This window comes from Kitasatospora sp. NPDC056446 (assembly GCF_042796115.1).
Lineage (GTDB): Bacteria > Actinomycetota > Actinomycetes > Streptomycetales > Streptomycetaceae > Kitasatospora.
This window is the reverse complement of record NZ_JBHTRF010000057.1, coordinates 1-24,422: the sequence shown is the minus strand read 5'-3', so window position 1 is coordinate 24,422 and position 24,422 is coordinate 1. Positions and strand designations below refer to the sequence as shown.

General features: G+C 74.6%; 21 protein-coding genes and 3 tRNA genes. 8 read left to right on the top strand and 16 right to left on the bottom strand.

The window, feature by feature from the left end; translation table 11 throughout:
* Position 1 precedes the first annotated feature (1 nt).
* The 7 genes from ACFQ6N_RS28800 to ACFQ6N_RS28770 form a co-directional block, all read right to left on the bottom strand.
* On the bottom strand, positions 2 to 652 hold the full coding sequence (locus tag ACFQ6N_RS28800) for a response regulator (RefSeq protein ID WP_380655054.1): 651 nt from the start codon (positions 650 to 652) through the stop codon (positions 2 to 4).
* A gap of 4 nt (positions 653 to 656) precedes the next feature.
* Positions 657 to 1,940 (bottom strand): sensor histidine kinase, encoded by a 1,284-nt coding sequence (locus ACFQ6N_RS28795; RefSeq protein WP_380655133.1) that lies wholly within the window; start codon positions 1,938 to 1,940, stop codon positions 657 to 659.
* Entirely contained in the window at positions 1,937 to 2,758 is an 822-nt protein-coding gene (locus ACFQ6N_RS28790; RefSeq protein ID WP_380655052.1) for an ABC transporter permease, read from the bottom strand. Before ACFQ6N_RS28790 ends, ACFQ6N_RS28795 begins: the two co-directional genes overlap by 4 nt.
* A 33-nt stretch (positions 2,759 to 2,791) precedes the next feature.
* Positions 2,792 to 3,694 (bottom strand): ABC transporter ATP-binding protein, encoded by a 903-nt coding sequence (locus tag ACFQ6N_RS28785; protein ID WP_380655049.1) that lies wholly within the window; start codon positions 3,692 to 3,694, stop codon positions 2,792 to 2,794.
* A 244-nt stretch (positions 3,695 to 3,938) separates the two neighbouring features.
* On the bottom strand, positions 3,939 to 4,166 hold the full coding sequence (locus ACFQ6N_RS28780) for a hypothetical protein (protein WP_380655046.1): 228 nt from the start codon (positions 4,164 to 4,166) through the stop codon (positions 3,939 to 3,941).
* Positions 4,167 to 4,179: 13 nt separating this feature from the next.
* Positions 4,180 to 5,127, bottom strand: coding sequence for an SPFH domain-containing protein (locus ACFQ6N_RS28775; RefSeq protein WP_380655043.1), 948 nt, complete (start codon positions 5,125 to 5,127; stop codon positions 4,180 to 4,182).
* Between the two features lie 281 nt (positions 5,128 to 5,408).
* Positions 5,409 to 5,482, bottom strand: a tRNA-Ile gene (locus tag ACFQ6N_RS28770).
* Positions 5,483 to 5,672: 190 nt separating this feature from the next.
* Between ACFQ6N_RS28770 and ACFQ6N_RS28765 the strand changes: the two genes are divergently transcribed.
* Positions 5,673 to 6,524: a trypsin-like serine peptidase gene (locus tag ACFQ6N_RS28765; protein ID WP_380655040.1), complete on the top strand. Its 852-nt coding sequence runs from the start codon at positions 5,673 to 5,675 to the stop codon at positions 6,522 to 6,524.
* 118 nt (positions 6,525 to 6,642) lie between these two features.
* Positions 6,643 to 7,389, top strand: a complete 747-nt coding sequence (locus tag ACFQ6N_RS28760) for a trypsin-like serine peptidase (RefSeq protein WP_380655037.1) — start codon at positions 6,643 to 6,645, stop codon at positions 7,387 to 7,389.
* 134 nt (positions 7,390 to 7,523) lie between these two features.
* Here the strand turns inward: ACFQ6N_RS28760 and ACFQ6N_RS28755 are convergent.
* Positions 7,524 to 7,596: transfer RNA gene (locus ACFQ6N_RS28755), tRNA-Asn, on the bottom strand.
* Between the two features lie 62 nt (positions 7,597 to 7,658).
* Positions 7,659 to 7,731: transfer RNA gene (locus tag ACFQ6N_RS28750), tRNA-Asn, on the bottom strand.
* A gap of 233 nt (positions 7,732 to 7,964) precedes the next feature.
* Between ACFQ6N_RS28750 and ACFQ6N_RS28745 the strand changes: the two genes are divergently transcribed.
* The 4 genes from ACFQ6N_RS28745 (at position 7,965) to ACFQ6N_RS28730 (ending at position 12,783) form a co-directional block, all read left to right on the top strand.
* Complete coding sequence (locus tag ACFQ6N_RS28745) at positions 7,965 to 8,270, top strand: hypothetical protein (protein ID WP_380655033.1); 306 nt, start codon at positions 7,965 to 7,967, stop codon at positions 8,268 to 8,270.
* Positions 8,271 to 8,377: 107 nt separating this feature from the next.
* Positions 8,378 to 9,811: an FGGY family carbohydrate kinase gene (locus ACFQ6N_RS28740; protein ID WP_380655030.1), complete on the top strand. Its 1,434-nt coding sequence runs from the start codon at positions 8,378 to 8,380 to the stop codon at positions 9,809 to 9,811.
* A gap of 97 nt (positions 9,812 to 9,908) precedes the next feature.
* Complete coding sequence (locus ACFQ6N_RS28735; RefSeq protein ID WP_380655027.1) at positions 9,909 to 11,312, top strand: glutamate decarboxylase; 1,404 nt, start codon at positions 9,909 to 9,911, stop codon at positions 11,310 to 11,312.
* A gap of 415 nt (positions 11,313 to 11,727) precedes the next feature.
* The gene (locus ACFQ6N_RS28730; RefSeq protein ID WP_380655025.1) at positions 11,728 to 12,783 is read left to right on the top strand and encodes a DUF2690 domain-containing protein; all 1,056 of its coding nucleotides are present in this window, start codon (positions 11,728 to 11,730) and stop codon (positions 12,781 to 12,783) included.
* On the opposite strand, the gene ACFQ6N_RS28725 is transcribed toward ACFQ6N_RS28730, so the two are convergent.
* From ACFQ6N_RS28725 to ACFQ6N_RS28705, 5 genes are all read right to left on the bottom strand, one after another.
* Positions 12,771 to 13,985, bottom strand: a complete 1,215-nt coding sequence (locus ACFQ6N_RS28725) for an RNA polymerase sigma factor (RefSeq protein WP_380655023.1) — start codon at positions 13,983 to 13,985, stop codon at positions 12,771 to 12,773. The two genes, ACFQ6N_RS28730 and ACFQ6N_RS28725, sit on opposite strands and share 13 nt — an antisense overlap.
* A gap of 233 nt (positions 13,986 to 14,218) precedes the next feature.
* Positions 14,219 to 16,123, bottom strand: a complete 1,905-nt coding sequence (gene dnaG / locus ACFQ6N_RS28720) for a DNA primase (protein ID WP_380655021.1) — start codon at positions 16,121 to 16,123, stop codon at positions 14,219 to 14,221.
* Between the two features lie 114 nt (positions 16,124 to 16,237).
* Positions 16,238 to 17,545 carry a deoxyguanosinetriphosphate triphosphohydrolase gene (locus tag ACFQ6N_RS28715; RefSeq protein WP_380655018.1) on the bottom strand — a complete coding sequence of 436 codons (1,308 nt, stop codon included), beginning with the start codon at positions 17,543 to 17,545 and terminating at the stop codon, positions 16,238 to 16,240.
* Between the two features lie 208 nt (positions 17,546 to 17,753).
* Complete coding sequence (locus ACFQ6N_RS28710) at positions 17,754 to 18,740, bottom strand: SGNH/GDSL hydrolase family protein (protein WP_380655015.1); 987 nt, start codon at positions 18,738 to 18,740, stop codon at positions 17,754 to 17,756.
* 201 nt (positions 18,741 to 18,941) lie between these two features.
* Positions 18,942 to 19,886, bottom strand: a complete 945-nt coding sequence (locus tag ACFQ6N_RS28705; RefSeq protein ID WP_380655013.1) for a PAC2 family protein — start codon at positions 19,884 to 19,886, stop codon at positions 18,942 to 18,944.
* A gap of 648 nt (positions 19,887 to 20,534) precedes the next feature.
* Here ACFQ6N_RS28705 and ACFQ6N_RS28700 point away from each other — a divergent pair.
* Complete coding sequence (locus ACFQ6N_RS28700; protein ID WP_380655010.1) at positions 20,535 to 21,269, top strand: GNAT family N-acetyltransferase; 735 nt, start codon at positions 20,535 to 20,537, stop codon at positions 21,267 to 21,269.
* Here the strand turns inward: ACFQ6N_RS28700 and ACFQ6N_RS28695 are convergent.
* Positions 21,259 to 22,536: an ADP-ribosylglycohydrolase family protein gene (locus ACFQ6N_RS28695; protein ID WP_380655006.1), complete on the bottom strand. Its 1,278-nt coding sequence runs from the start codon at positions 22,534 to 22,536 to the stop codon at positions 21,259 to 21,261. The two genes, ACFQ6N_RS28700 and ACFQ6N_RS28695, sit on opposite strands and share 11 nt — an antisense overlap.
* A 109-nt stretch (positions 22,537 to 22,645) precedes the next feature.
* Between ACFQ6N_RS28695 and ACFQ6N_RS28690 the strand changes: the two genes are divergently transcribed.
* Entirely contained in the window at positions 22,646 to 23,641 is a 996-nt protein-coding gene (locus ACFQ6N_RS28690; RefSeq protein WP_380655003.1) for a hypothetical protein, read from the top strand.
* A 38-nt stretch (positions 23,642 to 23,679) separates the two neighbouring features.
* On the opposite strand, the gene ACFQ6N_RS28685 is transcribed toward ACFQ6N_RS28690, so the two are convergent.
* A complete protein-coding gene (locus ACFQ6N_RS28685) occupies positions 23,680 to 24,192 on the bottom strand; it encodes a ribonuclease (RefSeq protein ID WP_380655000.1) in 513 nt (170 codons plus the stop codon).
* Between the last annotated feature and the right edge of the window lie 230 nt (positions 24,193 to 24,422).

The following is a 24,422-nucleotide window of genomic DNA, read 5'->3' as shown; positions in this document are numbered from 1 at the left end:
CTTACGGCCGACCGGTCGGCGTGAGCAGCCCCAGGTTGTAGGCGGCGGCGACGGCGGAGGCCCGGTCCTTGACGTCGAGCTTGGCGTAGACGTGGATCAGGTGGGTCTTCACGGTGGCCTCGCTGATGAACAGCCGGGCGGCGGACTCCCGGTTGGTGGCACCGGAGGCGACCAGCTCCAGCACCTCCAGCTCGCGCGGGCTGAGCGGCTCCCGGGCGGGCGCGCGGACCTGGCCGAGCAGCTTGGCGGCGACGGTCGGCGCGATCACCGAGGCGCCCCGGGCGGCCTCCCGGACGGCGTGGAACAGTTCCTCCCTGGCCGCGTCCTTGAGCAGGTAGCCGGTGGCGCCGGCCCGGACGGCTGGCAGCACGTCGGCGTCGGTGTCGTAGGTGGTGAGCACCAGGACCCGCCCGGGCAGGCCCCGTTCGGCCATCTCGCGGATCGCGGTGACGCCGTCCATCCGCGGCATCCGCAGGTCCATCAGCACCACGTCCGGTCGCAGCGCGGCGACCAGGACCAGCGCCTCGGCGCCGTCCCCGGCCTCGCCGACCACCTCGAAGCCGGGGGTGGCGGCGAACATCCCGCGCAGCCCGTCCCGGACCACCGGGTGGTCGTCCACCAGCAGCAGTCTGATCGTCGTCGCGTCGCTCACGGTCCTACTCCTCCACACTGATCGCTGGCAGGGTCGCGGACACCGTCGTGCCGGCGCCCGGTTCGGTCTCCAGGTCGAGCCGCCCGGCCAGGCGGCGCACCCGGCGGCGCATCACGTCCAGACCGTAGCCGCCGCCGGTCGCCCGGGAGGCGGGCTCGGCGTCCGGGTCGAAGCCGACGCCGTCGTCCCGGACGTCCAGGGTGACCAGGTCGGGCATGTACGAGAGGGTGACGCCGACCCGGGAGGCCCGCGCGTACTTGGCGGCGTTGGCCAGCGACTCCTGTGCGATCCGCAGCAGGGTCACCTCGACCTCGGGGTGCAGCGGGCGGGCCTCACCGGTGACGGTCAGAGCGGCGGCGGCGCCGTTGCGCTCCCGCCACTGCCCGACCAGCTCCGCCAGCGCCTGCGGCAGCGCCGCCCGCTCCAGCTCGATCGGGCGCAGCGCGTGGACGGCCCGGCGGGCCTGGGTGAGGCTCTCCCGGGCCAGGGCCACCGCGTTCGCCTGGTGCCGCTCGGCGGCCGCGGCGTCCCGGGCGCGGCTCTGGTCGGCGGCCTGGAGCTGGGTGACGATCCCGGCCAGGCCCTGGGCGACGGTGTCGTGGATCTCCCGGGCGAGCCGTCGGCGCTCGTCCGAGGCCCCGGCCTCCCGGGCCTGGACGAGGAGTTGGGCGTGCAGTCCGGCGTTCTCGGCGAGCGTCTCGGTGAGCAGCCGGTTGGCCTCGGCGAGTTCGGCGTTGGCGGCCTTGCGGCGGGCGCTCAGCCGGTCGGCCGCCTCGCTGAGCGCGAACATCAGCCCGACCACCATCAGGTTGAAGGCGATGACGGCCAGCAGTCCGCCGGCCTTCGCCAGGCTGTCCGGCAGGACCCCGCCGACCTGGGAGAGCGAGGTCGGGACGGTGGCCACGGCCGCGCCCGCCGTCCGGGCCCGGCCCCGCAGGTACCGGGCGGCGTGCAGGTAGCCGCTGAAGGCGAAGAAGCCGAAGATCGGGTTGTCCAGCACCAGGACGGTGATCAGCGCCAGCAGGACGGCGAAGTGGGCGCCGGCGTACCGGGGGCGGCCCTCCGGGCCCGGTACGCGGTCGAGCGCCGAGCGCAGGACCAGCCACAGGAACGCGGCGGCCGCCGCCGGGAGGACGGCGGCGGCGGGGCGGGCGTTCGGGACGGGGATCAGCAGGGCCATGGCGGTGGCGGCCAGCAGGGCGACGTAGCAGAGCGGGCCGATCAGCCGGTCCAGCCGGTCCTGCCAGGCGCCGAGCGCGTTCTCGTCGGCCGCCGGCCGCTTGATCATTCCCACCGGAACAGCCTGGCAGCCGCGGCCCCGGCGAGCACCGCGTACGCCGCGAGTGTGAGCAGGCCCACGACCTGGGGGAAGTGCCCGGCCCAGGCGTCCTGAAGGGTCTGGACGGCGGCACCGCTGGGGGTGAAGTCGCCGATCCGGTTCAGCAGGGGCGGCATGAACTCGCGCGGCAGCCAGATCCCGGAGAAGAACATCATCGGGAAGAAGGCCAGCGCGCCGACCGCGTTGCCGGCCTTCGCGGACGGGACGACCGCGGCGAGCAGCAGACCGGTCGACAGCAGCGCGGCGGCGGCCAGCAGGAAGGCCAGCAGGAACCCCAGCGGCTGGCGCGGCAGCGCCACCCCGAGCAGCGGCCCGGCCGCCACCACCAGCAGCACCGAGACGACGGCGACGCCCAGGTAGAGCGGCAGCAGCGCGCCGAACAGCAGCGCCGGGCGGACCGGACTGGCGGACATCCGGCGCAGCACGCCGCGTTCGCGGTAGGCGGCGAGCAGCGAGGGCAGGCTGTTGAGGCCGAGCAGCAGCAGGGTGAAGACGGCCAGGATCGGCGCGTACAGCTGGATGGTGCTCATGCCGTCCATGTCGGGCGAGGTCCTGCGCAGGGCCGGGACGGAGCCGAGGACGAGCAGCAGCACGGCGGGGAAGGCGAGGCCGAAGAAGGCGGTCAGCGGCTCGCGGAGGAAGAGGCGGGCCTCGGCGACGGCCAGGCGGCGGACGGCGTGGGCGGTGGGCCGGGTGGTGGGCCGGGTGGTGGGCCGGGTGGTGGGCCGGGCCGTGTGCCGGGCGGTGTGCTGGGCGGTGCGGTTCATGGTGGCGCTCCCCTTGGGCGTGGTGACGGCGGGTCAGGAGTCGTGGCGGGTCAGGGCCAGGTAGGCGTCGTCCAGGCTGTGCTCGCGGATCCGCAGCCCGGTGACGACGATCCCCTCGCGGGCCAGCAGGCCGGTGACCTCGTCGGCGAAGTCCCCGACGCCGGAGACCTCGACCCGGCCGTCCCGCTCCTCGACCCCGGTGACCCCCGGCAGGGCCGTCAGCCGGGCGGTGTCCAGCGGTCCGGTGGGGTGGAAGCCGAGCGTGCCGCCGGTGCCGGAGCGGGCGATCAGCTCCGCGGGGGTGCCGGAGGCGACGATCCGTCCGCCGTCGAGGACGGCGGCCCGGTCGCAGAGCGCCTCGACCTCGTCCATGAAGTGCGAGACCAGGACCACCGTCACGCCCTTGTCGCGGATCCGCCGGACCAGCTCCCAGGTGTCGCGGCGGCCCTGCGGGTCGAGCGCGGTGGTCAGTTCGTCCAGGAAGGCCACCTCGGGGTTGCCGATCAGCGCGAGGGCGATGAACAGCCGCTGGCGCCGGCCGCCGGAGAGCTTGTCGAAGGGGGTCCGGCGCTGGTCGGCGAGCCCCCACTCGTCCAGCAGCTCGCGCCAGTCCCGGGGGTTCGGGTAGAGCGCGGCGTACAGTTCCAGCGCCTCGCCGACCCGCAGCGCGCCCTGCAGCCGGGCCTCTTGGAGCTGGACACCGATCCGCGGCCGCAGCCGGTGGGCGTCCTTCACCGGGTCCAGGCCGAGGACGCGGACGGTGCCCGCGTCGGCCCGGCGCAGGCCCTCGCAGCACTCCACGGCGGTGGTCTTGCCCGCGCCGTTCGGCCCCAGCAGGCCGAACACCTCGCCGCGCTCCACGCCGAAGGAGACGTCCTCCAGCACCTGGCGCCGCCCGTAGGCCTTGCGCAGCCCCGCCACCTCGATCACGGCCATCGCGCCGCTTCCTCCCGCTCGTCCCCGCCGGTGCGGCCGGTTCCTCCGGCCTGCGACGAGCTTCCCGCGCGGGGCCGGTGCGGCGGATCGACCGGACGGTCAGAGCCGCGGGCGAGCGCGGTGGAGGGGGGATCAACCGATCGGTGGATGGGGCGCGGGCCCGGAACGCGTGGAACCCGGCCGCCGTATCGGCGGCCGGGCTCGCGGGAGGGGCGGGTCGGACCTTCGGGCGCCCGGCGGCCGGTCAGCCCTCCGTGGAACCGCCGTCCTCCGGGGCCTCCTTGGGCGGGCGTCCGCGCCGGGGAAGCCGGTTCGCACCGCTGGGCATCCGGCCCGCGTCGGTGAGCGCCCGGCGGAGCAGGAACTCGATCTGCGCGTTGGTACTGCGCAGGTCGTCCGCGGCCCATCTGGCGAGCGCGTCGTGAACCGAAGGGTCCAGTCGCAGCAGGAGCTTCTTCCGTTCCGTCGCCAATGCCGCGCCCGCCTTACTGGTAGAGGGAGCCCGTGTTCACGACGGGCTGGGCGCCCCGATCGCCGCAGAGCACCACCAGGAGGTTGCTCACCATGGCGGCCTTGCGCTCCTCGTCCAACTCCACCACGTCGCGCGCGGCGAGGCGGTCCAACGCCTCCTCGACCATACCGACGGCGCCCTCGACGATCAGCCTGCGCGCCGCGACCACGGCCCCGGCCTGCTGGCGCTGGAGCATCACCTGGGCGACCTCCGGCGCGTACGCGAGCCTGGTGATCCGGGACTCGACCACCCGCACGCCGGCCGAGGCGACCCGCTCGGCGATCTCCGCGGAGAGCTTGCGGGCGATCTCGTCCGCGCCGTCGCGCAGCGACAACTGGCCCTCGTGGTGGGCGTCGTACGGGTAGCTGGTGGCGATGTGCCGGACGGCCGTCTCGGTCTGGATGGCGACGAAGTCGGTGTAGTCGTCCACCTCGAACATCGCCATTGCGGTGTCCTCGACCTGCCAGACCACCACGGCGGCGATCTCGATCGGGTTCCCGTCCGCGTCGTTGACCTTGGTGGTCTCGGTCTCGTGGTTGCGGATCCGCAGGGAGATGTGGCGGCGGTTGGTGAACGGGTTCAGCCAGGTCAGGCCCTCGGCGCGGATGGTGCCGCGGTAGCGCCCGAGCAGCTGCACCACCCGGGCCTGACCGGGCGAGACCACCGTCAGGCCGCACAGCAGCACCAGTGAGACCACCAGCAGCAGCGGCCCGGCGACCATCAGGGCGCCGCCCGCCCCCTTGCTCCCGCCGGCCAGCTGGACGCCGCCGGTGACGATCGCCCCGATCCCGGCCGCCAGGCCGAACAGCGATCCGAAGAGCACCGGGAGCCCGGCGGAGCCGGTGATGACCCGCTCGGTGATCTTGGGCGCCGGAAGGTCCAGGGCGGGGCCGTCCTCGACGGCGAAACGCGGTACGGCCATGAGAGCGACTCCTCCAGCGAACGTCCATTCGGATGGCAAAGTGATATCACTTTTCTCGCGCGACGCGCCAGGGCGCCACCGCGCGCAGCCGAACGCACGGGCGGGAGGAGGGGATACCGGGGGTGCCGGGGCCGATGCCCACGGGCGGGTGAATTCCGGCGCGCCACACGGGGAAGGGGGTGGCCGCGGCCTAGACTCTGCCTCGTCGCGGGCAGTGGCACTCCGACTCCGGAGGCCGACCCGCGGACGGTCGATTCGACACTCGTCACGCGTCGAGAAGGTGGGGCGGGTGGGACTCGAACCCACGACCAAGGGATTATGAGTCCCCTGCTCTAACCGGCTGAGCTACCGCCCCGGTTCGCCGCGTGCGCCGGTCGTCGGCCACGGCAGCAGCAGACGGCCCCGCGAGGCCGTCCCGGGCAGCATAGCCGGTCGATCACCCGTGGTGCGCGCCGGGGGCGCACCCGGCTCCGGGACGGCGCGCGCCTCTCCCCGCGGCCCGGCCCGGGTGGCGGCAGGGCCCCCGTCCAGGGCAGCCTGGGCGGATGACGACACGTAGGGCGAGGGCGGCGGCCGGGGCACTGGCGGCGGTACTGGCCGCGGCGGGCTGCACCACCTCGGCGGGGCCCGGCGGGGGCGTGCCCACGGTCACCTCCGCACCGGCCACCGCCGCCTCGGGCGACACCCACGGCTGGAACCGGCAGCGGCTCAAGGGCGCGGTCGGCCGGCACACCGGGGTCACCCGCACCGCCAAGCCCACCGTGCTCAACGGCCTGGTCGGCGCGGTGTTCACCCGCAACGCCGACGGCGACCACTTCTGCACCGCGAGCGTGGTCGACAGCGCCGGGCTCAACCTGATCGTCACCGCCGCGCACTGCGTCTGGGACCCGAAGCTCGGTCAACGCGGCGACCTGGTCTTCGTCCCCGGCTACCGCGGCGGCGACACCCCCAGCGGCGTCTGGCCCCTGCTGGCGGTCACCGTGGACGACGGCTGGAAGAACGACGCCGACCCGGACATGGACGTCGCCTTCGCCGTCGTCCAGGCCCAGAACGGGCAGCAGGTCCAACAGGTGCTCGGCGCCAACCGACTGGGCGTCAACCGCGGCTACCGGGTCCCGGTCAAGGTCACCGGCTACCCCGGCAGCAGCGACGTCCCGATCACCTGCTCCAACACCACCACCGAGCAGAGCCCCACCCAGCTGCGGATCGACTGCCCCGACTACACCGGCGGCACCAGCGGCAGCCCCTGGGTCACCGACTTCGACCCGGCCACCAGGACCGGCACCGTGGTCGGCGTGATCGGCGGCTACCAGGAGGGCGGCAACAGCCCCGACACCTCGTACAGCAGCTACTTCGGCGACCGCGTCCAGGCGCTGTACGACCGCGCCACCGGCTGACCGGGACCGCGCCGGGCACCCGGCAGTGGCGCCGCCCGGCGCGGCCTGGTAGATCTTCCTCACGAACGGCGGAACGCACGGCCAGGATGCCCGCCCCGAGGAACGAGACGGAGCCCCGATGGCCCCCCGCCCGGCACGGCCCGCGCGCACGGCACGAACGGCCGCACTGGCCGCCCTGCTGCTCGCCGCCGGCACCGCGTGCGGCGGACAGGACGGGGCGCCCACCGCCGAGGTCGCCCAGCAGAGCGCGGCCCGGGACCGGATCGGCACGCTCTCCATCCGCACCGCGCAGGGCCCCCGGGCCTGCACCGCGAGCGTCGTGCAGAGCCCCCGGCACAACCTGCTGGTGACGGCGGCGCACTGCGTGCAGAGCCGCCGGATCGGCCTGCTGGACGGCCTGGTGTTCACCCCGGGCTTCCGCAACGGATCCACCCCCTACGGGACTTGGCCGGTGCGGTCGGTCACCGTCGACCCGCGCTGGGCGACCGACGACGACCCCGAGTACGACGTGGCGTTCGTCACCCTGGGCACGGTCGACGGGCGGCAGGTCGAGGACGCCGTCGGCGGGAACCCGCTCGGCACCGCGCAGGGCTTCGGGCTGTCGGTCTCCGTCACCGGCTACCCCAACGAGAGCGACGAGCCGATCACCTGCGCGGTCCGGACCCGCTCCCAGAGCGCCACCCAGGAGCGCTTCGACTGCGGCGGCTACACCGACGGCACCAGCGGCAGCCCGTGGGTGACCGAGCAGGGCTCGGTGGTCGGCGTGATCGGCGGCTACCAGGAGGGCGGGGACACCCCGGGCACCTCGTACAGCGTCACCTTCGACCAGCGGGTGGCCGAGCTGTACCGGAAGGCGACCACCTGAGGCCGCGGCCGGATCCCCGGATCCCCGGGCCCTCGCGGCGTGACGCGCGCGACACCGCGCGGGGGCAACACGAAGGCCCCCCGGTCGACCGAGGGGCCTTCGCTCTGAGCAGTCACCGGGCGGACCCGGTGCAGCTCCCGCAATTGGACTCGAACCAATAACCTGCCGATTAACAGTCGGCTGCTCTGCCAATTGAGCTATGCGGGATCGAGGTACGCGACTTCCGTACCACGGACGGGAGCGGGAACCCCGAAGGGCACCGTCCCGAGCTCCCCCAATTGGACTCGAACCAATAACCTGCCGATTAACAGTCGGCTGCTCTGCCAATTGAGCTATGGGGGATCGACCTCAGCCCCGGCCCCCGGTTTCCCGGGCTCCGCGGCGCTTGCTGCGGGACATACATTAGCGCACTCGGGGGGGTGGTCCGCCAATCGCTTTCCCCGGTTGCCCCGGGGTTGCCGCCCCGGCGTGCCCGGCGCGCGCCCGGCACCGCGCCCGGGGATGCTGGGGGCCGCGGACGGTTCGCCGTACCGAGGGACGGGTAGGGCAATGCGGCAGAAGGCCGCCAGGAGAGGGTGGATCCGATCATGTGGAAGCTGTCGTTGGCCGCGGGCTTCGCGGCCGGCTACGTCCTGGGCTCGCGGGCCGGGCGCCGGCGCTACGAACAGATCGCCGAGGTCACCCGGCAGATCGCCCGGAACCCCGCCGTGCAGGGCGCGACCGACCGGGCGCGGCAGCAGGCCGGCGCGGTCGCCGGGCGGGCCGCGGGCGCGGTCGCGGACCGGGTCGGCGACAAGCTGCCGACCGCCGTCACCGACCGGGTGCCGTACTTCAACCGGTCCCGGGCCGAGGACGACGGCTGGGGTACCTTCCGCCCGTGACGGGGCGGTGACACCACGGTGAAGCGCACCCCAACCCGGGGTCGCGAACCGGCAACGGCTCACCCGGCCCGGACGCGTCCCGGGCCGGGCTGAGGCATGATCTCGACATGGCCATCGTCGCGGGGATAGACAGCTCGACCAGCCGTACCAGGATCGTCGCGTGCGACACCGACACCGGCACCGTCCTGCGCTCCGGCAAGGCACCGCACCCCGTCCCCGAGGACCAGGACCTGCGCCCGGGCGAGGCCGACCCGCAGGTCTGGCTGCACTCGCTCGGCGACGCCGCGGCCGGCGGCCTGCTGGAGGGCGTCCGGGCGATCGGCGTCAGCGCGCAGCAGCACGGCATGATCGGCCTGGACGCGGGCGGGGTGCAGGTCCGCCCGGCGATCCTGTGGAACGACCCGCGCGCCGGCGGCGCCGCCGCCAAGCTCCTGGACGCCCTCGGCGGCCCCGCCGACTGGACCGCCGCGATCGGCGCCGTGCCCGCCCCGACGTACACCATCGCCAAGCTGCGCTGGCTCGCCGAGTTCGAGCCGGCCAACGCCCGCCGGGTCGCCGAGGTACTGCTCCCGCACGACTGGCTGGTCTGGCAACTGCTCGGCCACCCCAAGCGCCGCACCACCGACCGCGGCGACGCCTCCGGCACCGGCTACTGGTCGCCGATCACCGGCGAGTACCGCCAGGACCTGGTCGAACTGGCACTCGGCCACGAACTCAGGCTGCCCGACGTGCTCGGCCCCGCCGAACCCGCCGGGCACACCCCCGAAGGCCTGCTGATCTCGGCCGGCACCGGCGACAACATGGCCGCCGCCCTGGGCCTCGGCCTGCGCCCGGGCGACGCGGTGGTCTCGCTCGGCAGCGCCGGGACGATCTTCGCGGTGCACGAGGAGGCCGTGGTGGACGCCTCCGGCCTGGTCTCCTCCTTCGCCGACGCCAGCGGCCGCCACCTGCCGATGGTCGCTACCCTCAACGCCGCCCAGGTGCTGCGCTCCACCGCCGCGATGCTCGGCCGCGACCTGGAGGGCCTGAGCGACCTCGCCCTGCACTCCTCCCCCGGCGCGTACGGGCTGGTGCTGCTGCCCTACCTGGACGGCGAGCGCACCCCCGCGCTGCCGCACGCGGCCGGCACCCTGACCGGCCTGCGGGCCGAGGCGATGACCCCCCAGCACCTGGCCCGGGCCGCCGTCGAGGGCATGCTCTGCAACATCGCGGACGCGCTGGACGTGCTGCGCGCCCGGGGCGTCGGCATCGACCGGGTGTTCCTGCTCGGCACGGCCGGGCGGCTGCCCGCCGTCCGGCACATCGCCCCGATGCTGTTCGGCGTCCCCGTCGTGGTGCCGCCGCCGGGCGCGCACGCCGCCCGCGGGGCCGCCCGGCAGGCCGCCTGGGCGCTGGCCGGCACCCAGGAGCCGCCAGAGTGGGAGCTGCCGGACGCCGAGACCGTCGAGCCCGACGGGGAGCAGGACCTGGCGATCGGCTCGGCGGTGCGCCTCCAGTACCGGGCCGCCCGCGACCAGATCCACCCGGAGGCGGTGGCCTGAACCCGGCCCCGGCGGGGCGGGTGAAGATGCGTCACCCGCCGCCCGGTGGCAGCGTGGGTCGGGACACGGCCGGCGACGCGAAGGGCGGCAGGACGCGATGGCGCTGCACAAGGGGGCCGGGAACGACCGCCGGCTGAGCATCGGCCCGTTCGCGGCCACCGCCGACCCGCTGGGCGCGATGAAGCTGGCCCCGCCGATGCACCGGCTCGGCGACGGCCCCGTCGCGGCCGAGACCGCCTACCAGCTGATCCACGACGAGCTGATGCTGGACGGCAACGCCAAGCTCAACCTGGCGACCTTCGTCACCACCTCGATGGAGGCCCAGGCCACCCGGCTGATGACCGAGTGCCTCGACAAGAACATGATCGACAAGGACGAGTACCCGCAGACCGCCGAACTGGAACGGCGCTGCGTGGCGATCCTCGCCGACCTCTGGCACGCCCCCGACCCGGACACCGCGGTCGGCTGCTCCACCACCGGCTCCAGCGAGGCCTGCATGCTGGCCGGGATGGCGCTCAAGCGGCGCTGGATGCACCGCAACGCCGAGCGCTACGCGGCCGGGGCCCGGCCCAACCTGGTCATGGGCGTCAACGTGCAGGTGTGCTGGGAGAAGTTCTGCACCTTCTGGGAGATCGAGGCGCGCACCGCGCCGATGGAGGGCGAGCGCTTCCACCTCGGCGCCGAACAGGCGGTCGCGCTGTGCGACGAGGACACCATCGGCGTGGTCGGCGTCCTCGGCTCCACCTTCGACGGCTCCTACGAGCCGGTCGAGGAGATCTGCGCGGCCCTGGACGCGTTCCAGGAGCGGACCGGCATCGACGTCCCGGTGCACGTGGACGGCGCCTCCGGCGGCATGGTGGCACCCTTCCTCGACCCCGAGCTGGTCTGGGACTTCCGGCTGCCCCGGGTGGCCTCGATCAACACCTCCGGCCACAAGTACGGGCTGGTCTACCCCGGCGTGGGCTGGGCGCTCTGGCGCGACCGGGCCGCGCTGCCGGAGGAACTGGTGTTCCGGGTCAACTACCTCGGCGGCGAGATGCCGACCTTCGCGCTCAACTTCTCCCGGCCCGGCGCGGAGGTGGTCGCCCAGTACTACATCTTCCTGCGGCTCGGCCGGGACGGCTTCCGGGCCGTCCAGGGCGCCTGCCGGGAGGTCGCCACCTACCTGGCCGAGGCGGTCGGCAAGCTGGACTGCTTCCGGCTGCTGACCCGCGGCGACCAGGTGCCGGTGTTCGCCTTCACCACCACCGGGGACGTCCCGTTCGACGTCTTCGACGTGTCCCGGCGGCTGCGCGAACGCGGCTGGCAGGTGCCCGCGTACAGCTTCCCGGCGAACCGGGAGGACTTGTCGGTGCTCCGGGTGGTCTGCCGCAACGGCTTCTCCCGGGACCTCGCCGACCTGCTGCTCGCCGACCTCGACCGGCTGCTGCCGGAGCTGCGGCGCCAGCCCTTCCCGCTCAAGGAGCTCGGGGTGCCGGCCCGGTCGGCCTTCCACCACTAGGGCGGCGTGCCGGGCGGTCCCGTCCGGACCCCGGGGACGGCGGGAGGACGCGGTGACGCGCCCTCCCGCCGGGTGTCCCGGACGGTCGGGGCAGCCTCCCCCCGCGAGGCTGCCCCGATCCGTGGGGGATGTCCGGGACCCTCCGTCGGGCCCGGCGACGGCTGACCGGCCGGTGCCCGAACGAAGCGGCCGGGCGGCGAAACGCACCGGCCAGAGAACTCTGCACCACGGATGGACGACCGTTCGAGGGTTCCGGGGGGTTGTGAGACACTTCCGTCCGTCTCAACGCCATGACCTGGGGTTTGGGACGCCAGGCCGCTGAGGTTGGAGAAGGGGAGACACCGGACGGCCCGGACCGGGCACGCACCTCCGGTCCTGTCCCCGTGTCCCCGTCGCGCGACTTTGGAGGGCCCCCGTGGCTTCCGCGTGGAAGGAACTGCCTGAGCAGCTGTCCGAACCCGCCCGCCTCCTGGTGGAGGAGCTCCGGGCCATCAAGGACACCGCCGGGCTCTCGCTGTCCGAACTGGCCGCGCGCACGCACTACAGCCGGGCCTCCTGGGAGCGCTGGCTGAACGGCAAGCGGGTGCTCACCGAGCAGGCGCTGGAAGCGCTGATCGGGACGGTCGACTGCGACGCGGCGGAACTGCGGCGGCGGTGGCGGCAGGCGGTGGAGCCGGTGGCCGACCGGGCCGACCGGGCCGACGACGGGGAAACCGCCGACGGGACAGCCGCCGAGGAGCCCGCCGACCCGGCCGCTGCCGACGACCCGACCGATGAGCCCGCCCGCCCCGCCTGGTGGCGGCGCCCGGCGGTACTGGTCTCCGCCGCGGTGCTGCTGGCCCTCCTGCTGGTGCCGGCCGGCCTGCGGTTCTCCCGGCACGACGGACAGGCCTCCGCGGCCGACGCCCCCTCCCCGGCCGTCCCCTCCGCCAAGCCCGCGCCGAGCACCCCGGGCTCCCCCGCCTGCCAGGCCCTCGGCTGCGCACACAAGGACCCCAAGACCACCGACTGCGGCAAGGACGCCCGGACGCTCCAGACCCAGGTGGTCGGCCAGGTGGTCGTCTACCTCCGCTACAGCCGGACCTGCCAGGCCGCCTGGGCGGCGATCACCGAGGGCCAGCCGAAGGACTACGCGACGATCACCGACGGCACCGGTGACAGCGAGACGGCGCTCATCCACTACGGCTACGACAACTACTCGGCGATGCTGAACGCGGCGGACCCGACCACCACCTTCCAGGTCTGCGGGTACCAGCCGGCCGGGCACGACTGCACCACCGTCGTCTCCGACCTGGCCTCGGTGGTGGCCTCCACCCCGATCCCGATCGGCCCCGCGTCACCGCCGCCGGGCACCGGCGCCGGGGCGGCGACGGCCACCCCGACGACGGCCGTCCCTGCCACGCCCGCCACAGCGGAACCGACGGACCCCGCGACGGCCGAGCCCACCGGTGCCGCCGCTCAGTCCAGGTAGCCGCGCAACTGCTCGGCGAAGGCGTGGTCACGGAGCTTGACCAGCGTCTTCGACTCGATCTGGCGGATCCGCTCCCGCGTCACGCCGAACACCGAGCCGATCTCCTCCAGCGTGCGCGGCCGCCCGTCGTCCAGTCCGTAGCGCAGCTGGACGACCTGGCGCTCCCGCTCGCCCAGGGTGGCCAGCACCGCGTCCAGGTGCCGGCGCAGCAGGAGGAAGGTCGCGGACTCGGCGGGCGAGGCGGCGTCGGCGTCCTCGATCAGGTCGCCGAGCGCGACGTCGTCCTCCTCGCCGACCGGGGTGTGCAGCGAGATCGGTTCCTGGGCCAGCCGGAGCAGCTCGCGCACCCGCCCCTCGGTGAGCTCAAGGACGGCGCCGATCTCGGCCGCCGTCGGCTCCAGCCCGCGCTCCTGCAACAGGCCGCGCTGGACCCGGATCACCCGGTTGATCAGCTCGACGACGTGCACCGGCACCCGGATCGTCCGGGCCTGGTCGGCCAGCGCCCGGCTCATCGACTGCCGGATCCACCAGGTCGCGTACGTGGAGAACTTGTAGCCGCGGGCGTAGTCGAACTTCTCCACCGCCCGGATCAGGCCCAGGTTGCCCTCCTGGACCAGGTCGAGCAGGGTCAGCCCGCGCCCGACGTAGCGCTTGCCGACGGAGACCACCAGGCGCAGGTTCGCCTCGATCAGCCGGCGCTTGGCGATCCGGCCCCGCACCACCAGGGCGTCCAGCTCGCCGGCCAGCGGGTCGGGCGGCGGCGGGTCCCCGTCCAGCCGCTCCTCGGCGAACAGGCCGGCCTCGACCCCGCGCGCCAGCTCGACCTCCTCGGCGGCGGTGAGCAGACGGATCCGGCCGATCTCCCGCAGGTACTGGCGCAGCAGGTCGGCGGCCGGTCCGCCGCCCTCGGCCGGCGCGCGAGGGCCGTCCCGCGCCCCGGTGTCGTCGACTTCGCTGCCGGTGCCGGTGCCGGCGTCGGCGGCGACGGCGGTACCGGCGTCCGACTCGTCCGGGCTGTCCGGGTCGTCCGGGCTGTCCGGGTGGCCCTCCGGCAGGCCCTGGGCGGGGACCCGGGCGCCGTCCGGCGGCGCCGACCCGGCCCGGCCGTGGTCGGCCTCCCGGTCCCCGGCCGGTCCGGCGGGGTTCGCTCTCGTACTGGTGGCGGTGGTGGTCGCTGCGGCGAGGCCTTGCTCCACGGGCATCCCCTGGGGGCGGGCGCGACTCTGGCGGACCCGCGCTGTACGGAGGTGGGACGCCCTCCAGTGTGCGGTACGCCACACTCCGTGGCCGAGACTCGTGCGCCGACTTTCTGTGCGCGGGTCCCCGCGTCGGCGCAGGCCCACGGGCCCGAGCGGGCCCACAGGCCGGAGCGGGCCCACAGCCGGAGCGGGCCCACAGCCGGAGCGGGCCCACGCGCCCGGGCGGGCCTACGGCCTCACAGCGCTGCGGCGCCCTGGCTGCGCAGCTGCTGCCCGTACTGCTGGAGCTGCCACAGCTCGGTCTGCACGGCGTGCAGCTGCTCGGCGTCGGCCCGGTGGCCGAGCCGCTGGAGGTAGCCGCGGACCTCGGTGATCCGGCGGTCCACCGCGAGCAGGCGCAGCTTGACCAGGAACTCCCCCGCGTAGACCGCGTCCACCTTGCGGCGCGAGCGCACCGGTTCGACGGTCAGCTCGGTGACCAGCGAGCGCACCACGTCGTCCGGGGCCGCCTCGCGCACCACGCTGGTGAAGTCGGGCAGGGTCGCCCCGTACGCGGCGCCGCCGGCCTTGGCGACGGCCTGCCGGACGGCGGTGTACGGCGGGGTGGGGAACTCGTCGTCCCCGTAGTGGTCGAAGGCCGGGCTGACCAGGTCCGGGTGCTGCAGCGCCAGCTTGAGCAGCTCGCGCTCGACGAACTGGGCCGGGTCGCGCGGGTTGAGCCGGAAGGCGGACCGGTCGGGGCGCGCCGACTGCACCGGCTCCGGGCGGCGCTGGGCGGCGGCGCGCGGGTTCTGCTGGCGCTCCCGGTCCCAGCGGGCCAGCTGGGAGACCCGGCGCACGACGAAGGGCTCGTCCAGGATGCCGAGCATGCCGGCCAGCCGGACGGCGTACTCGTGCTGGATCGAGCGGTCCTTGATCTTGGCGACGATCGGGGCCGCCTCCTCCAGCGCGGCCGAGCGCCCCTCCGGGGTGTCCACCCGGTGCCGGGCCACCGCCGAGGTCAGCGCGAACTCGAACAGCGGGACCGGGTTGTCGATCAGCTGCTTGACCGCCTCGTCGCCCTGGGCCAGGCGCAGCTCGCACGGGTCCATGCCGCCGGGGCTGACCGCGATGGACGTCTTGGCGGCGAACTTCTGGTCGTCCTCGAAGGCGCGCAGGGCGGCCTTCTGGCCGGCCGCGTCGCCGTCGAAGGTGAAGACCGTCTCGCCCCGGTACTGGGAGGTGTCCATCAGCAGCCGGCGGATGATCTTGATGTGGTCCTCGGCGAAGGCGGTACCGCAGGTGGCCACCGCCGAGGTGACCCCGGCCAGGTGGCAGGCCATCACGTCGGTGTAGCCCTCGACCACCACCGCGCGGCCCGACTTGGCGATCTCCTTCTTCGCCAGGTCGATGCCGTACAGCACGTGGGACTTCTTGTAGATCGGCGTCTCGGGGGTGTTGAGGTACTTCGGCCCGTTGTCGTCCTCGCGCAGCCGGCGGGCGCCGAAGCCGACCACCTCGCCGGCGATGTCCCGGATCGGCCAGACCAGCCGGCCCCGGAAGCGGTCGATCAGACCGCCGCGCTGCCCCTGCGAGGCCAGGCCGCCGAGCAGGATCTCCTTGTCGGTGAAGCCCTTGCCGCGCAGGAAGCGGACCAGGTGCTCCCAGCCCGCCGGGGCGTAGCCGACGCCGAAGGTCGCGGCCGCCTCCTCGTCGAAGCCGCGCTCGGCCAGGAAGCGGCGGCCGATCTCCGCCTCCGCCGAGGCCAGCTGCTCCCGGTAGTAGGCGGCGGCCACCTTGTGCGCCTCGACCAGCCGGGTGCGCTCGCCCTGCTGGTGGCGGGGGCTGTAGCCGCCCTCCTCGTAGCGCAGGGTGATCCCGGCCTGGGCGGCCATCCGCTCGACGGCCTCGGCGAACGTGAAGTGCTCGATCTTCATCAGGAAGGCGATGGTGTCGCCGTTCTCCTGGCAGCCGAAGCAGTGGAACACGCCCTTGGCGGGGTTCACGTAGAAGGAGGCGGACTTCTCGTCGTGGAACGGGCAGACGCCCTTGTACTCACCGCCGCCACCATTGGTCAGCTGTACGTAGTCGCCGACCACCGCATCGATCGGCAGTGCGCTGCGCACCGCCTGTACGTCTTCGTCCCTGATCCGCCCGGCCACTCCGGAAGTCTACTGGGGCGGCCCGGGTTTCCGACCGGGAGCGGGGCGCCCTCTGCTCCCGGCCCGCCCCCGGCCCCCTTTCCGCCCCGCCCCCGCACCGCGCCCCCGGGCCCCTCACGCCCAGGCGGCACCGACGAGTCTGGCGTGCAGGGCCAGGGCCGAGGCGTCCGTCAGGGTGGCGATCTGGTCGACGACCGTGCGCAGGGCGGCGCGGTCGTCCTCCGCCTCCCGGTACATGGCGGCGAACACCGGGTCCAGCCCGTCCGGGGCGCGCTGGGTCAGCACGTACGCCAGCTCGGCGATCACGATCCGCTGGCGGGCCCGCAGCTGCGCCTGCTCGTCGCGCTGCATGACGAAGCGGACGGCGACCGCCTTGAGCACCGCGCACTCCAGCCGGACGTCCCGCGGCACCACCAGCTCGGCGCCGTAGCGGCCGAGCCGGCCGGGGCCGTACCGGGCCCGGGTGGCCTGCTCGGCGGCCAGGCAGAACCGGCCGATCAGCTGGCTGGTGAGGTCCTTGAGCCCGGCCCGGGCGCGCGCGGTGCCGTCGTACCCGCGGGGCCACCACTCCTGGGCGAGCAGCCGGTCCAGCGCGGCGGCCAGCTCCTCCGGTTCGGCGTCGGTGGCGTAGCGTTCGGCGACCTTGAAGAGCTCGGCGCGCTCGCTCGGGGCGCGCAGCACGGCCGGGTCGATGTGGCCGGCCTGGAGGCCGTCCTCGACGTCGTGGGTGGAGTAGGCCACGTCGTCGGACCAGTCCATCACGGTGGCCTCGAAGCACTTGCGCCCGGCCGGGGAGCCGGCCCGCAGCCAGCGGAAGACCGGCAGGTCGTCGGCGTAGACGCCGTACTTGGGCGAGGCCGGGTCGGTCGGGTGGGCGCCCTTGGTCCACGGGTACTTGGTGGCGGCGTCGAGCGCGGCGCGGGTCAGGTTGAGGCCGACGCTGCGGCCGGGCCAGGGGGCGAGCCGGGTCGACGGCTCCTCCTGGGGGGCGAAGCGCTTGGGTTCGAGCCTGGTCAGGATGCGCAGGGACTGCGCGTTGCCCTCGAAGCCGCCGCACGCCTCGGCGGCCTGGTCGAGGGCCTCCTCGCCGGTGTGGCCGAAGGGCGGGTGGCCGATGTCGTGGGCCAGGCAGGCCGTCTCCACCAGGTCCGGGTCGCAGCCCAGGGCCGCGCCCAACTCCCGCCCGACCTGGGCGCATTCGAGGGAGTGGGTGAGCCGGGTGCGCGGGAAGTCGCTGCGCATCGGGGCGACCACCTGGGTGGTGCCGGCCAGCCTGCGCAGCGCCGCCGAGTGCAGCACCCGGGCGCGGTCGCGCTGGAACGCCGTACGGCCCGGGCGCTTGTCGGGCTCGGGGACCCAGCGGGCCTCGGCGGTGTGGTCGTACGGGTTCGGGGCGGCGAGGCGGTGCGCGGTGTCATCCATATGCCACTCACGGTACGCCGCGCCCCCGACAGCCGGGGTGTGCCGCGCACGAAGGAGCGCGGGCCGGGGCGTGAACGGTGCGCGGCGCGCGGGTGCCCGCCACGGCGCCCCTTCCCGGGGCCGCTCGGGGCGGGTCCGACGAGCCTCGGCGGCTCGGCTCCTACTCGGCTCCGACTCAACTCCGACTCGGCTCAGGCTCGGCCCCGGCTCAACCCCGGAGTGCCTTCAGGACGACCCCGGCGATCGCCTCCTGCCCCTTGGCGTTGGGGTGGATCGGCGCCAGGCCGTGCGCCGGGAAGGGCGGCTCGATCCAGCGCTTGTCCTCCCCCGCGCACATGTCGTGCCCGGCCGAGGCCGCGGTGGTGTCGACGAACACCGCGCCGGCGGCCTCCGCCCGCTTCCTGAGCATGCCGTTGAGCTGCTGCTCCTTCTCGGAGAGGAAGGCCAGGTCGGGAACGGCCACGGTCTTGCCGAGCACCGGCAGGCAGCTCGACGGGTCGGCCGGGAGCAGCGACGGGTACCCGATCACGTACACCCGGGCCTGCGGGGAGCGCCGCTTGACGTCCTGGAGGACCTGGCCGAGCTTGTCCCCGGCGGCGTCCACCTTGTGCTGGACCTCGTCGGTGCCGTCGCCGGAGGAGTAGTGGTCCCGGCAGGGCGAGGCGGAGCGGGTCTGCCGGACCACGTTCTTCACCGCGTCCAGCAGGTTGTCCTTGGCGCACTCGATCACGACGTCCATGAACCCGGCGTCGTTGCCGCCGATCCCGAGGGTGACCAGCCTGGTCCCCGGTGCCAGCGCGTCCAGTTGGGCCGGGTTGGTGCCGTTGCCGGTGTCCTGCGCGGCGGTCAGGTCCCCGGTGCGGGCGCCGGTGCAGCTGACGTCCCGGAACTGCCCGGCGGCCAGCTTGAGGTCCTTGGCCACCAGGGACGGGTAGTTGACCCCCGAGCGGGAGCAGCCGCGCGGCTCGCCGGTCTGCGGCGGGATCTGCATGCCGGCCGTGTACGAGTCGCCGAGCGCGACGTACGGCCCGGTGGGCGGCGGGGCGTGCGTCGGGGTCGCGCCCGCCTTCGCGGGCACCGCGCCCGCGAAGTCCTTCGCCTGGCCGTCCGAACCGCCGCCGCTGGTGCATCCGGCCAGCAGCAGCGCGGCCATCCCGGCCGTCAGGGCGACGGTCGGGCGTGTGGTCCTGGGCATGCTTTCCCCCCGGGGGTACGACAGGTCACGGTCGGCTCCTTCGCGGCAGCCCGTCCCCCGGGCACCTCCGCCTCCAACGTCCGGGCGGCGGCGATGAATCCCGCTTCCGCGAAATCCGCCCAAGGGGAATCCGCGTCCCCGCCGGGGAGGCCGGAACCGCCGGGGCCACCGGGGAAATCGGGGCCTTCCGTGGCCGCCGGGCTACTCCGCGCCGCGCTCGTGCTCGGCCAGGAACTGCTCGAAGCGCCGGCCCAGCTCGTCCGCCGAAGGCAGGTCCACCGGCTCGGCCAGCAGGCTCTCCCGGTCCTCCGCGCCCGCCACCGCGTCGTACTGGCCCTCCATGCCGCGGATCGCCGAGCGCAACTCGCCGTCCCCGTGCGTCAGCTGCTCCTCGATGTCGGCGTAGACCTCGCCGACCCGCTCGCGCAGCCGGGTGCCGGGCAGCACCAGGCCGGTGGCGGACTGCACCGCCTCCAGGACCTGCACGGCCGCCGCCGGGTAGGCCGACCGGGCCACGTAGTGCGGGACGTGCACCGCGAAGCCCAGGACGTCGTGCCCGGCCTCGGCCAGCCGGTACTCCACCAGTGCCTGGGCGCTGCCGGGGACCTGGGCCTGCTCGAACCACTGCGGGTACCCGGGCGCGAGGTCCAGCCGGTTCCCGTGCGGCGTCAGACCGACCGGGCGGGTGTGCGGCACGCCCATCGGGATGCCGTGGAAGTCGACCGAGAGGCGGACCTCGAAACGCTCCACCAGGGCGCGGACGGCCCGCGCGAAGCCCTCCCACTCGACGTCCGGCTCGGGGCCGCTGAGCAGCAGGAACGGCGCTCCGGCGGCGTCGTGCACGAGCTGGAGCAGGATCTCCGGCGGGTCGTAGGACGTCCAGTGGTCGTGGTCGAAGACCATCGACGGGCGGCGGGCCCGGTAGTCGACCAGCCGGTCGTGGTCGAAACGGGCCACCACCTGCGGCGATCCCGTCTCCAGCAGGTGGGCCACCACCTGGCCGCCGGCCTCACCGGCGTCCATGAAGCCCTCGAAGTGCTGCAGCAGCACCAAGCCGGCGCCGGTGTCGCGCAACTGCGCGGTGGCGGCGGCCACCGCGGCCACGCCCTGCTGATCCAGCTCGTACAACGCCTGGAAGTCACGCACCGCGCACCCAACCCCGTTCTCTGCTCGTCCCGGCCGACCGGCTTCTCGTCCTCTCCAGCGCGCCGGGCTCCGGCGGAATTCCCGCCACGCCGGAGGACGCGTCCGACAGGCCCGGCCGACCGCTCCGGACCATGATCGCACCCGACCGAAGAGCCCCTGGTCACGGGCCCGACGGGGCCCGTCCGGAGACCCTCCGCAACGGCCCGCGCGGCCATTCGCGTGCCGCGAAGTGACGCACCGCCTTCTGGCGGGTATCGTCCTCTCGCTGCCTCGCATCGTCGCGTCGTCGTCACGTCGTCCGTAACGCCGTCGTCCACGTCCCGGTCCGGTGCTCGGCCAGCCCTCCACGACGCACCTTGCCTTCACCTGGCCGCCCGTTTCCCTTCGCGCTCTCGTTTCCTCTTCGGCCATTTCGCGGACGCACACTGTCCCCTCGCCATGCCCGCCGGACCGGTCCGAGGACCCGTGCCCGTTCCGGCACCCGCGCCGCCCGTTCCGGGCCGCCCGCCCCCGCCCCGCCCGACCGGATCTTCCGGCGCGCACGGCTACCCGGCGGACGGTTTCGGGCGGGGCGAAACCAGTCAGCGCACCCCGAGCCGTACCCCGGCACGGGAGGCACCCTCCGACCGATGAAGGACAGAAGGTTCCGTGCCCGTACCTGTCACCCTCACCGGCCGCACCGTGCGGCTGGAGCCACTCGCCGCACACCACGCCGAGGCCATCGCCGAGGCCGGCGCCGAGGACCGTACGACTTACGCCTTCACCCCCGTTCCGCACGGCCTGGAAGCGGCCCGCGACTACATCGCGCGGGCCCTCGCCGACCAGGCCGCCGGACGGTCACTGCCGTTCGCGACGGTGAACGTCGCCGACGGCCGGGTGGTGGGCTCCACCCGGTTCCTCGAACTGGACTACTGGCAGGGCCCGATGGTGTGGCCCCCGATGCCCGGCGTCCCGTTCGGCGATCCGGCCACGGCCGTCCCCGACGCCGCCGAGATCGGCAACACCTGGCTCTCGCCGCGCGCCCAGGGCACCGGCATCAACACCGAGGCCAAGCTGCTGATGCTGCGCCACGCCTTCGAGACCTGGGGCGTCCAGCGGATCTCGCTGCGCGCGGACGCCCGCAACCTGCGCTCGCGGGCCGCGATCGAACGGCTCGGCGCGACGGGCGAGGGCGTCCGCCGGGCTCACTCGCGCGGGCTCGACGGGGTGGTGCGCTCCACCGCCTTCTACTCGATCCTCGACGACGAGTGGCCGGCCGTCCGGGACATCATCGAGCTGCGGATCGCCGCCGCGACCTCGCCGAGCGCCCCGGATCCGGCGATCAACCAGGAGTGCCTTAGACCGGGCGGTAGCGGCGCCGGGCAGCTGATGATCACGGCCTGAGGGGTGCGGCTGTGCGGCTGCCCCGGTCCCCGGCCACCATGCGAAGGAGGCCTCCAAGGGCCTCGCGCTCGCCGTTGCCGTGCTCGGGGTGCGCCTCGACCAGTGCGGACACGGGCCGCCGGCCGCCGCCCTTGACCGGGGCGACCCGCACACGCCAGATCTCGGAGCCGCTCCGGCCGCGGTGCAGGTAGAGGACACCCTCGGCGGTGTAGAACGCCCACCGTCCGTCGACATCCCCGGGGATCCGCCCCGACCGGACCGCTTGCCACTGCTCCTCGGTCCAGACGAGGTCCGGCACCGGGCAGGGGCGGGGCAGCCGCAGCGGCTTCAGGTACGAGTCGTCCGCGGGGGCCGCCCGAACGCTGCCCGGCTCAGGGAACGCCCAGCCGGGCAGCGGCTCGCGGGCGGCGATCCAGCTCGCGGGGATGCCGTGGGTACCGGTGTGCGCGGCCACCACTCCCCCGGTGATCGCGGCCACGGTGTCCATGTCGCCGCCGGCCGCGATCGCCTCCCACACGGCGGCCCGGTAGTCGGCGAGGTTCCGGGCGGCGCACCACAGGGCGTACGGGACGGTGTCGACGGCCGAGGTCCGGCTGCCGTTGCCGAGCAACCGGGCGACGGCCCGCGCATCGGGTTCGGCCAGGAGCCGGACGGCTTCGGCGAGGGCCTCGCGCACGACGCCGTACGGGGTGAGCTCGACCACCGCCTCCAGGAAGGCCGTCGGCGTCATCGACTCGGTCCGCGCCCGCACCGCGTACGCGGCGGCCACCGCGACCGCGATCGCGCCGTCCACCGCCTGCGGGTGGACATGGGTGATCACGGCGGTGTCGGCGGCGGGCCGGAGCACGGCGGCGGGGTCCTCCGGGTACGCCGCGCCCAGCGGGGCGACCCGCATCGCGGCGCCGTTGCCGTACGAGCCCTGGCCGTCGAAGAGTTCGGCGGCCAGGGCCTCGGCGTCGCCGCCCTCGCGGACCAGCCGGAGCAGCCGGTTGGCGGCCGGGCCGTAGCCGCGGTCGAAGTCGTGGCGGCGGGCGAAGGCGTGGGTGAGGTCGAAGGTGTCGATCGTGCCGCGCTCGGTGTGGGCGGCGTAGACCGAGCAGGCCATCTCGGTGTCGTCGGTCCACGGCCAGGGGCCGGGCGGGTCGGTACGGGAGGCGAGGTGGGCGCGGGCGGTTTCGGGGACGAAGAACTGGGCGCCGAGAGCGTCTGCCACGGAGAGCCCGACGAGTGCGTCGAACGCCGGGCCGCTGTGCGGTGGTGTCGTCATATGCCCCCAAGCTCAGCGGTCGGGCCGGCGTTTCGTCAACCTGTTTGCCGGGACTCCACCGACGGGGGATGTTTCGCATACCTCCGATCCGGGCGGGCAGCACCTTGGCATGACCCGCGCGAACCCGCTCGACCCGGTCGCCCTGCTCGGCGCCGACCAGCAGCACATCGCCACCCGGGCGCAGCTGCGCCGGCTCGGGGTGCCCTCCGGCACCATCGCCCACCGGCTGCGGCCGGGCGGGCCCTGGCAGCAGGTGCTGCCCCGGGTGATCTGCCTGCAGAACGGGAGGCTGACGGTCCACCAGAAACTGCGGGCCGCCCTGGCCTACGCGACCCCGAAGGGGCGCGGGCCCCGGTCCGGCGAGGTGCTGCTGACCGGCTTCACGGTACTGGCCGACGCCGGGCTGCCGAGCGCCGGGCACCCGGCCGACCTCGGCGCGGTCGATGTGCTGATTCCGCGTCAACGCCGGGTCGGTGACCGGGAGTTCGTCCGGATCCACCGGTCGGCGGGGGCGATGCCGGGCGGCTTCGAACGGGACGACGGGCTGTGGAGCACCACGGTCGCGCGGGCGCTGGCGGACCTCGCGCCGAAGGAGACGGGGCAGCGCCGCTTCCGGGCGCTGTGCGCGGAGGCCGTCCAGCGGCGCCACTGCGAACTCGGCGAGCTGCTGGACCAGTTGCTGACCAGGCCGGGCGCGCTCGGGCTGCCGCACGTGGCCCGGGTGGTGGAGGACCTGACCGCCGGGGTGCGCTCGGTGGTCGAGGGCGAGGCCCGCGAGCTGCTGGCGCACGCGGGCCTGCCCGAACCGCTGTGGAACCCGGTGCTCTTCCTGGACGGCCGCTTCCTCGCCGTCCCGGACGCCTACTGGCCGCACGCCTGCGTGGCCCTGGAGATCGACTCCCGCGCCTGGCACCTGCGCCCGGCCGACCACGAACGCGGCCTGGCCCGGGCCAACCGGCTCACCGCCGCCGGCCTCCCGGTGGTCCGCACCACCCCGGTCCGGCTGCGCCGCGACCCGGCGCCGGTGCTGCACGAGCTGACCGCCCTGGTCACCACCGGCCCGCACGGCCCGCACCCCCGGATCACCTGGCGGCGGGCGAGGTGAACGGCCGTGCCCGGCACGGGGGTTCGGCAGGAGCCGGTTCAGCAGCGGGGGTCGATCTCCTGGAAGGTCGCGTAGTGGTCCGGGGACCAGTACTGCTCGCCGGAGGTGCCGGTGACGACGCGGCGGGTGCCTCGGTCGTTGGAGCCCGGGGTGACCACGGTGAACTCGTGGTAGTAGCCGTTGCCCTTCTTCGGGAGCCGGCTCTCGCGGTTCTCGAAGACGATGCCGTCCCGGTTGTACGGGTAGGGGCCGCCCTTGTCGATCAGGCCGAGGGTGTCCTGGGCCTGGCTGGGGAGCTTGGTGCGGCAGACGTCGGCCAGCGCCGGGTCGGCGGGCACCCAGGTGCCGCCGGGGGCGGAGGCGCCGCCGGCCGGCGGGGACGGCTTGGGCGCCGAGGGCTTGGGGGCCGTGGTGCCCGCGGTGGCGGTGGCGCTCGCGGCGGCCTTGGGGTGGCTGCTGCCGCCCTTGCCGGCGAGCAGGTACCCGACTCCGGCGAGCACGGCCAGGATCAGTACGGCCACGACGACGAGCGGGCTCTTGCTTCTGGTCATGCGGACCAGCTTGGCAGGCGCCGGCGCCCGGACCGCCGTGTCACACACGTGGCCGACGCCACACCGGACGCCCCGCCCGCCGGGCCGCGGCCGGGCGGAACGGACGGACGACCCGGGCGGAACGGACGGACGACCCGGGCGGAACGGGCGTGCGACCGGGCGGGGGCAGACGTACGACGGGGCGGGAGCAGACGTACGGCCGGGCGGGAACGGACGCCGTTGTCCGTTCC

Coding starts and splice junctions, on each gene's coding strand:
- ACFQ6N_RS28795 (WP_380655133.1), bottom strand. CDS start 1,940: ATGATCAAGCGGCCGGCGGCCGACGAGAACGCGCTCGGCGCCTGGCAG.
- ACFQ6N_RS28790 (WP_380655052.1), bottom strand. CDS start 2,758: ATGAACCGCACCGCCCAGCACACCGCCCGGCACACGGCCCGGCCCACC.
- ACFQ6N_RS28785 (WP_380655049.1), bottom strand. CDS start 3,694: ATGGCCGTGATCGAGGTGGCGGGGCTGCGCAAGGCCTACGGGCGGCGC.
- ACFQ6N_RS28775 (WP_380655043.1), bottom strand. CDS start 5,127: ATGGCCGTACCGCGTTTCGCCGTCGAGGACGGCCCCGCCCTGGACCTT.
- ACFQ6N_RS28765 (WP_380655040.1), top strand. CDS start 5,673: ATGACGACACGTAGGGCGAGGGCGGCGGCCGGGGCACTGGCGGCGGTA.
- ACFQ6N_RS28760 (WP_380655037.1), top strand. CDS start 6,643: ATGGCCCCCCGCCCGGCACGGCCCGCGCGCACGGCACGAACGGCCGCA.
- ACFQ6N_RS28740 (WP_380655030.1), top strand. CDS start 8,378: ATGGCCATCGTCGCGGGGATAGACAGCTCGACCAGCCGTACCAGGATC.
- ACFQ6N_RS28735 (WP_380655027.1), top strand. CDS start 9,909: ATGGCGCTGCACAAGGGGGCCGGGAACGACCGCCGGCTGAGCATCGGC.
- ACFQ6N_RS28725 (WP_380655023.1), bottom strand. CDS start 13,985: ATGCCCGTGGAGCAAGGCCTCGCCGCAGCGACCACCACCGCCACCAGT.
- ACFQ6N_RS28715 (WP_380655018.1), bottom strand. CDS start 17,545: ATGGATGACACCGCGCACCGCCTCGCCGCCCCGAACCCGTACGACCAC.
- ACFQ6N_RS28710 (WP_380655015.1), bottom strand. CDS start 18,740: ATGCCCAGGACCACACGCCCGACCGTCGCCCTGACGGCCGGGATGGCC.
- ACFQ6N_RS28695 (WP_380655006.1), bottom strand. CDS start 22,536: ATGACGACACCACCGCACAGCGGCCCGGCGTTCGACGCACTCGTCGGG.
- ACFQ6N_RS28690 (WP_380655003.1), top strand. CDS start 22,646: ATGACCCGCGCGAACCCGCTCGACCCGGTCGCCCTGCTCGGCGCCGAC.
- ACFQ6N_RS28685 (WP_380655000.1), bottom strand. CDS start 24,192: ATGACCAGAAGCAAGAGCCCGCTCGTCGTCGTGGCCGTACTGATCCTG.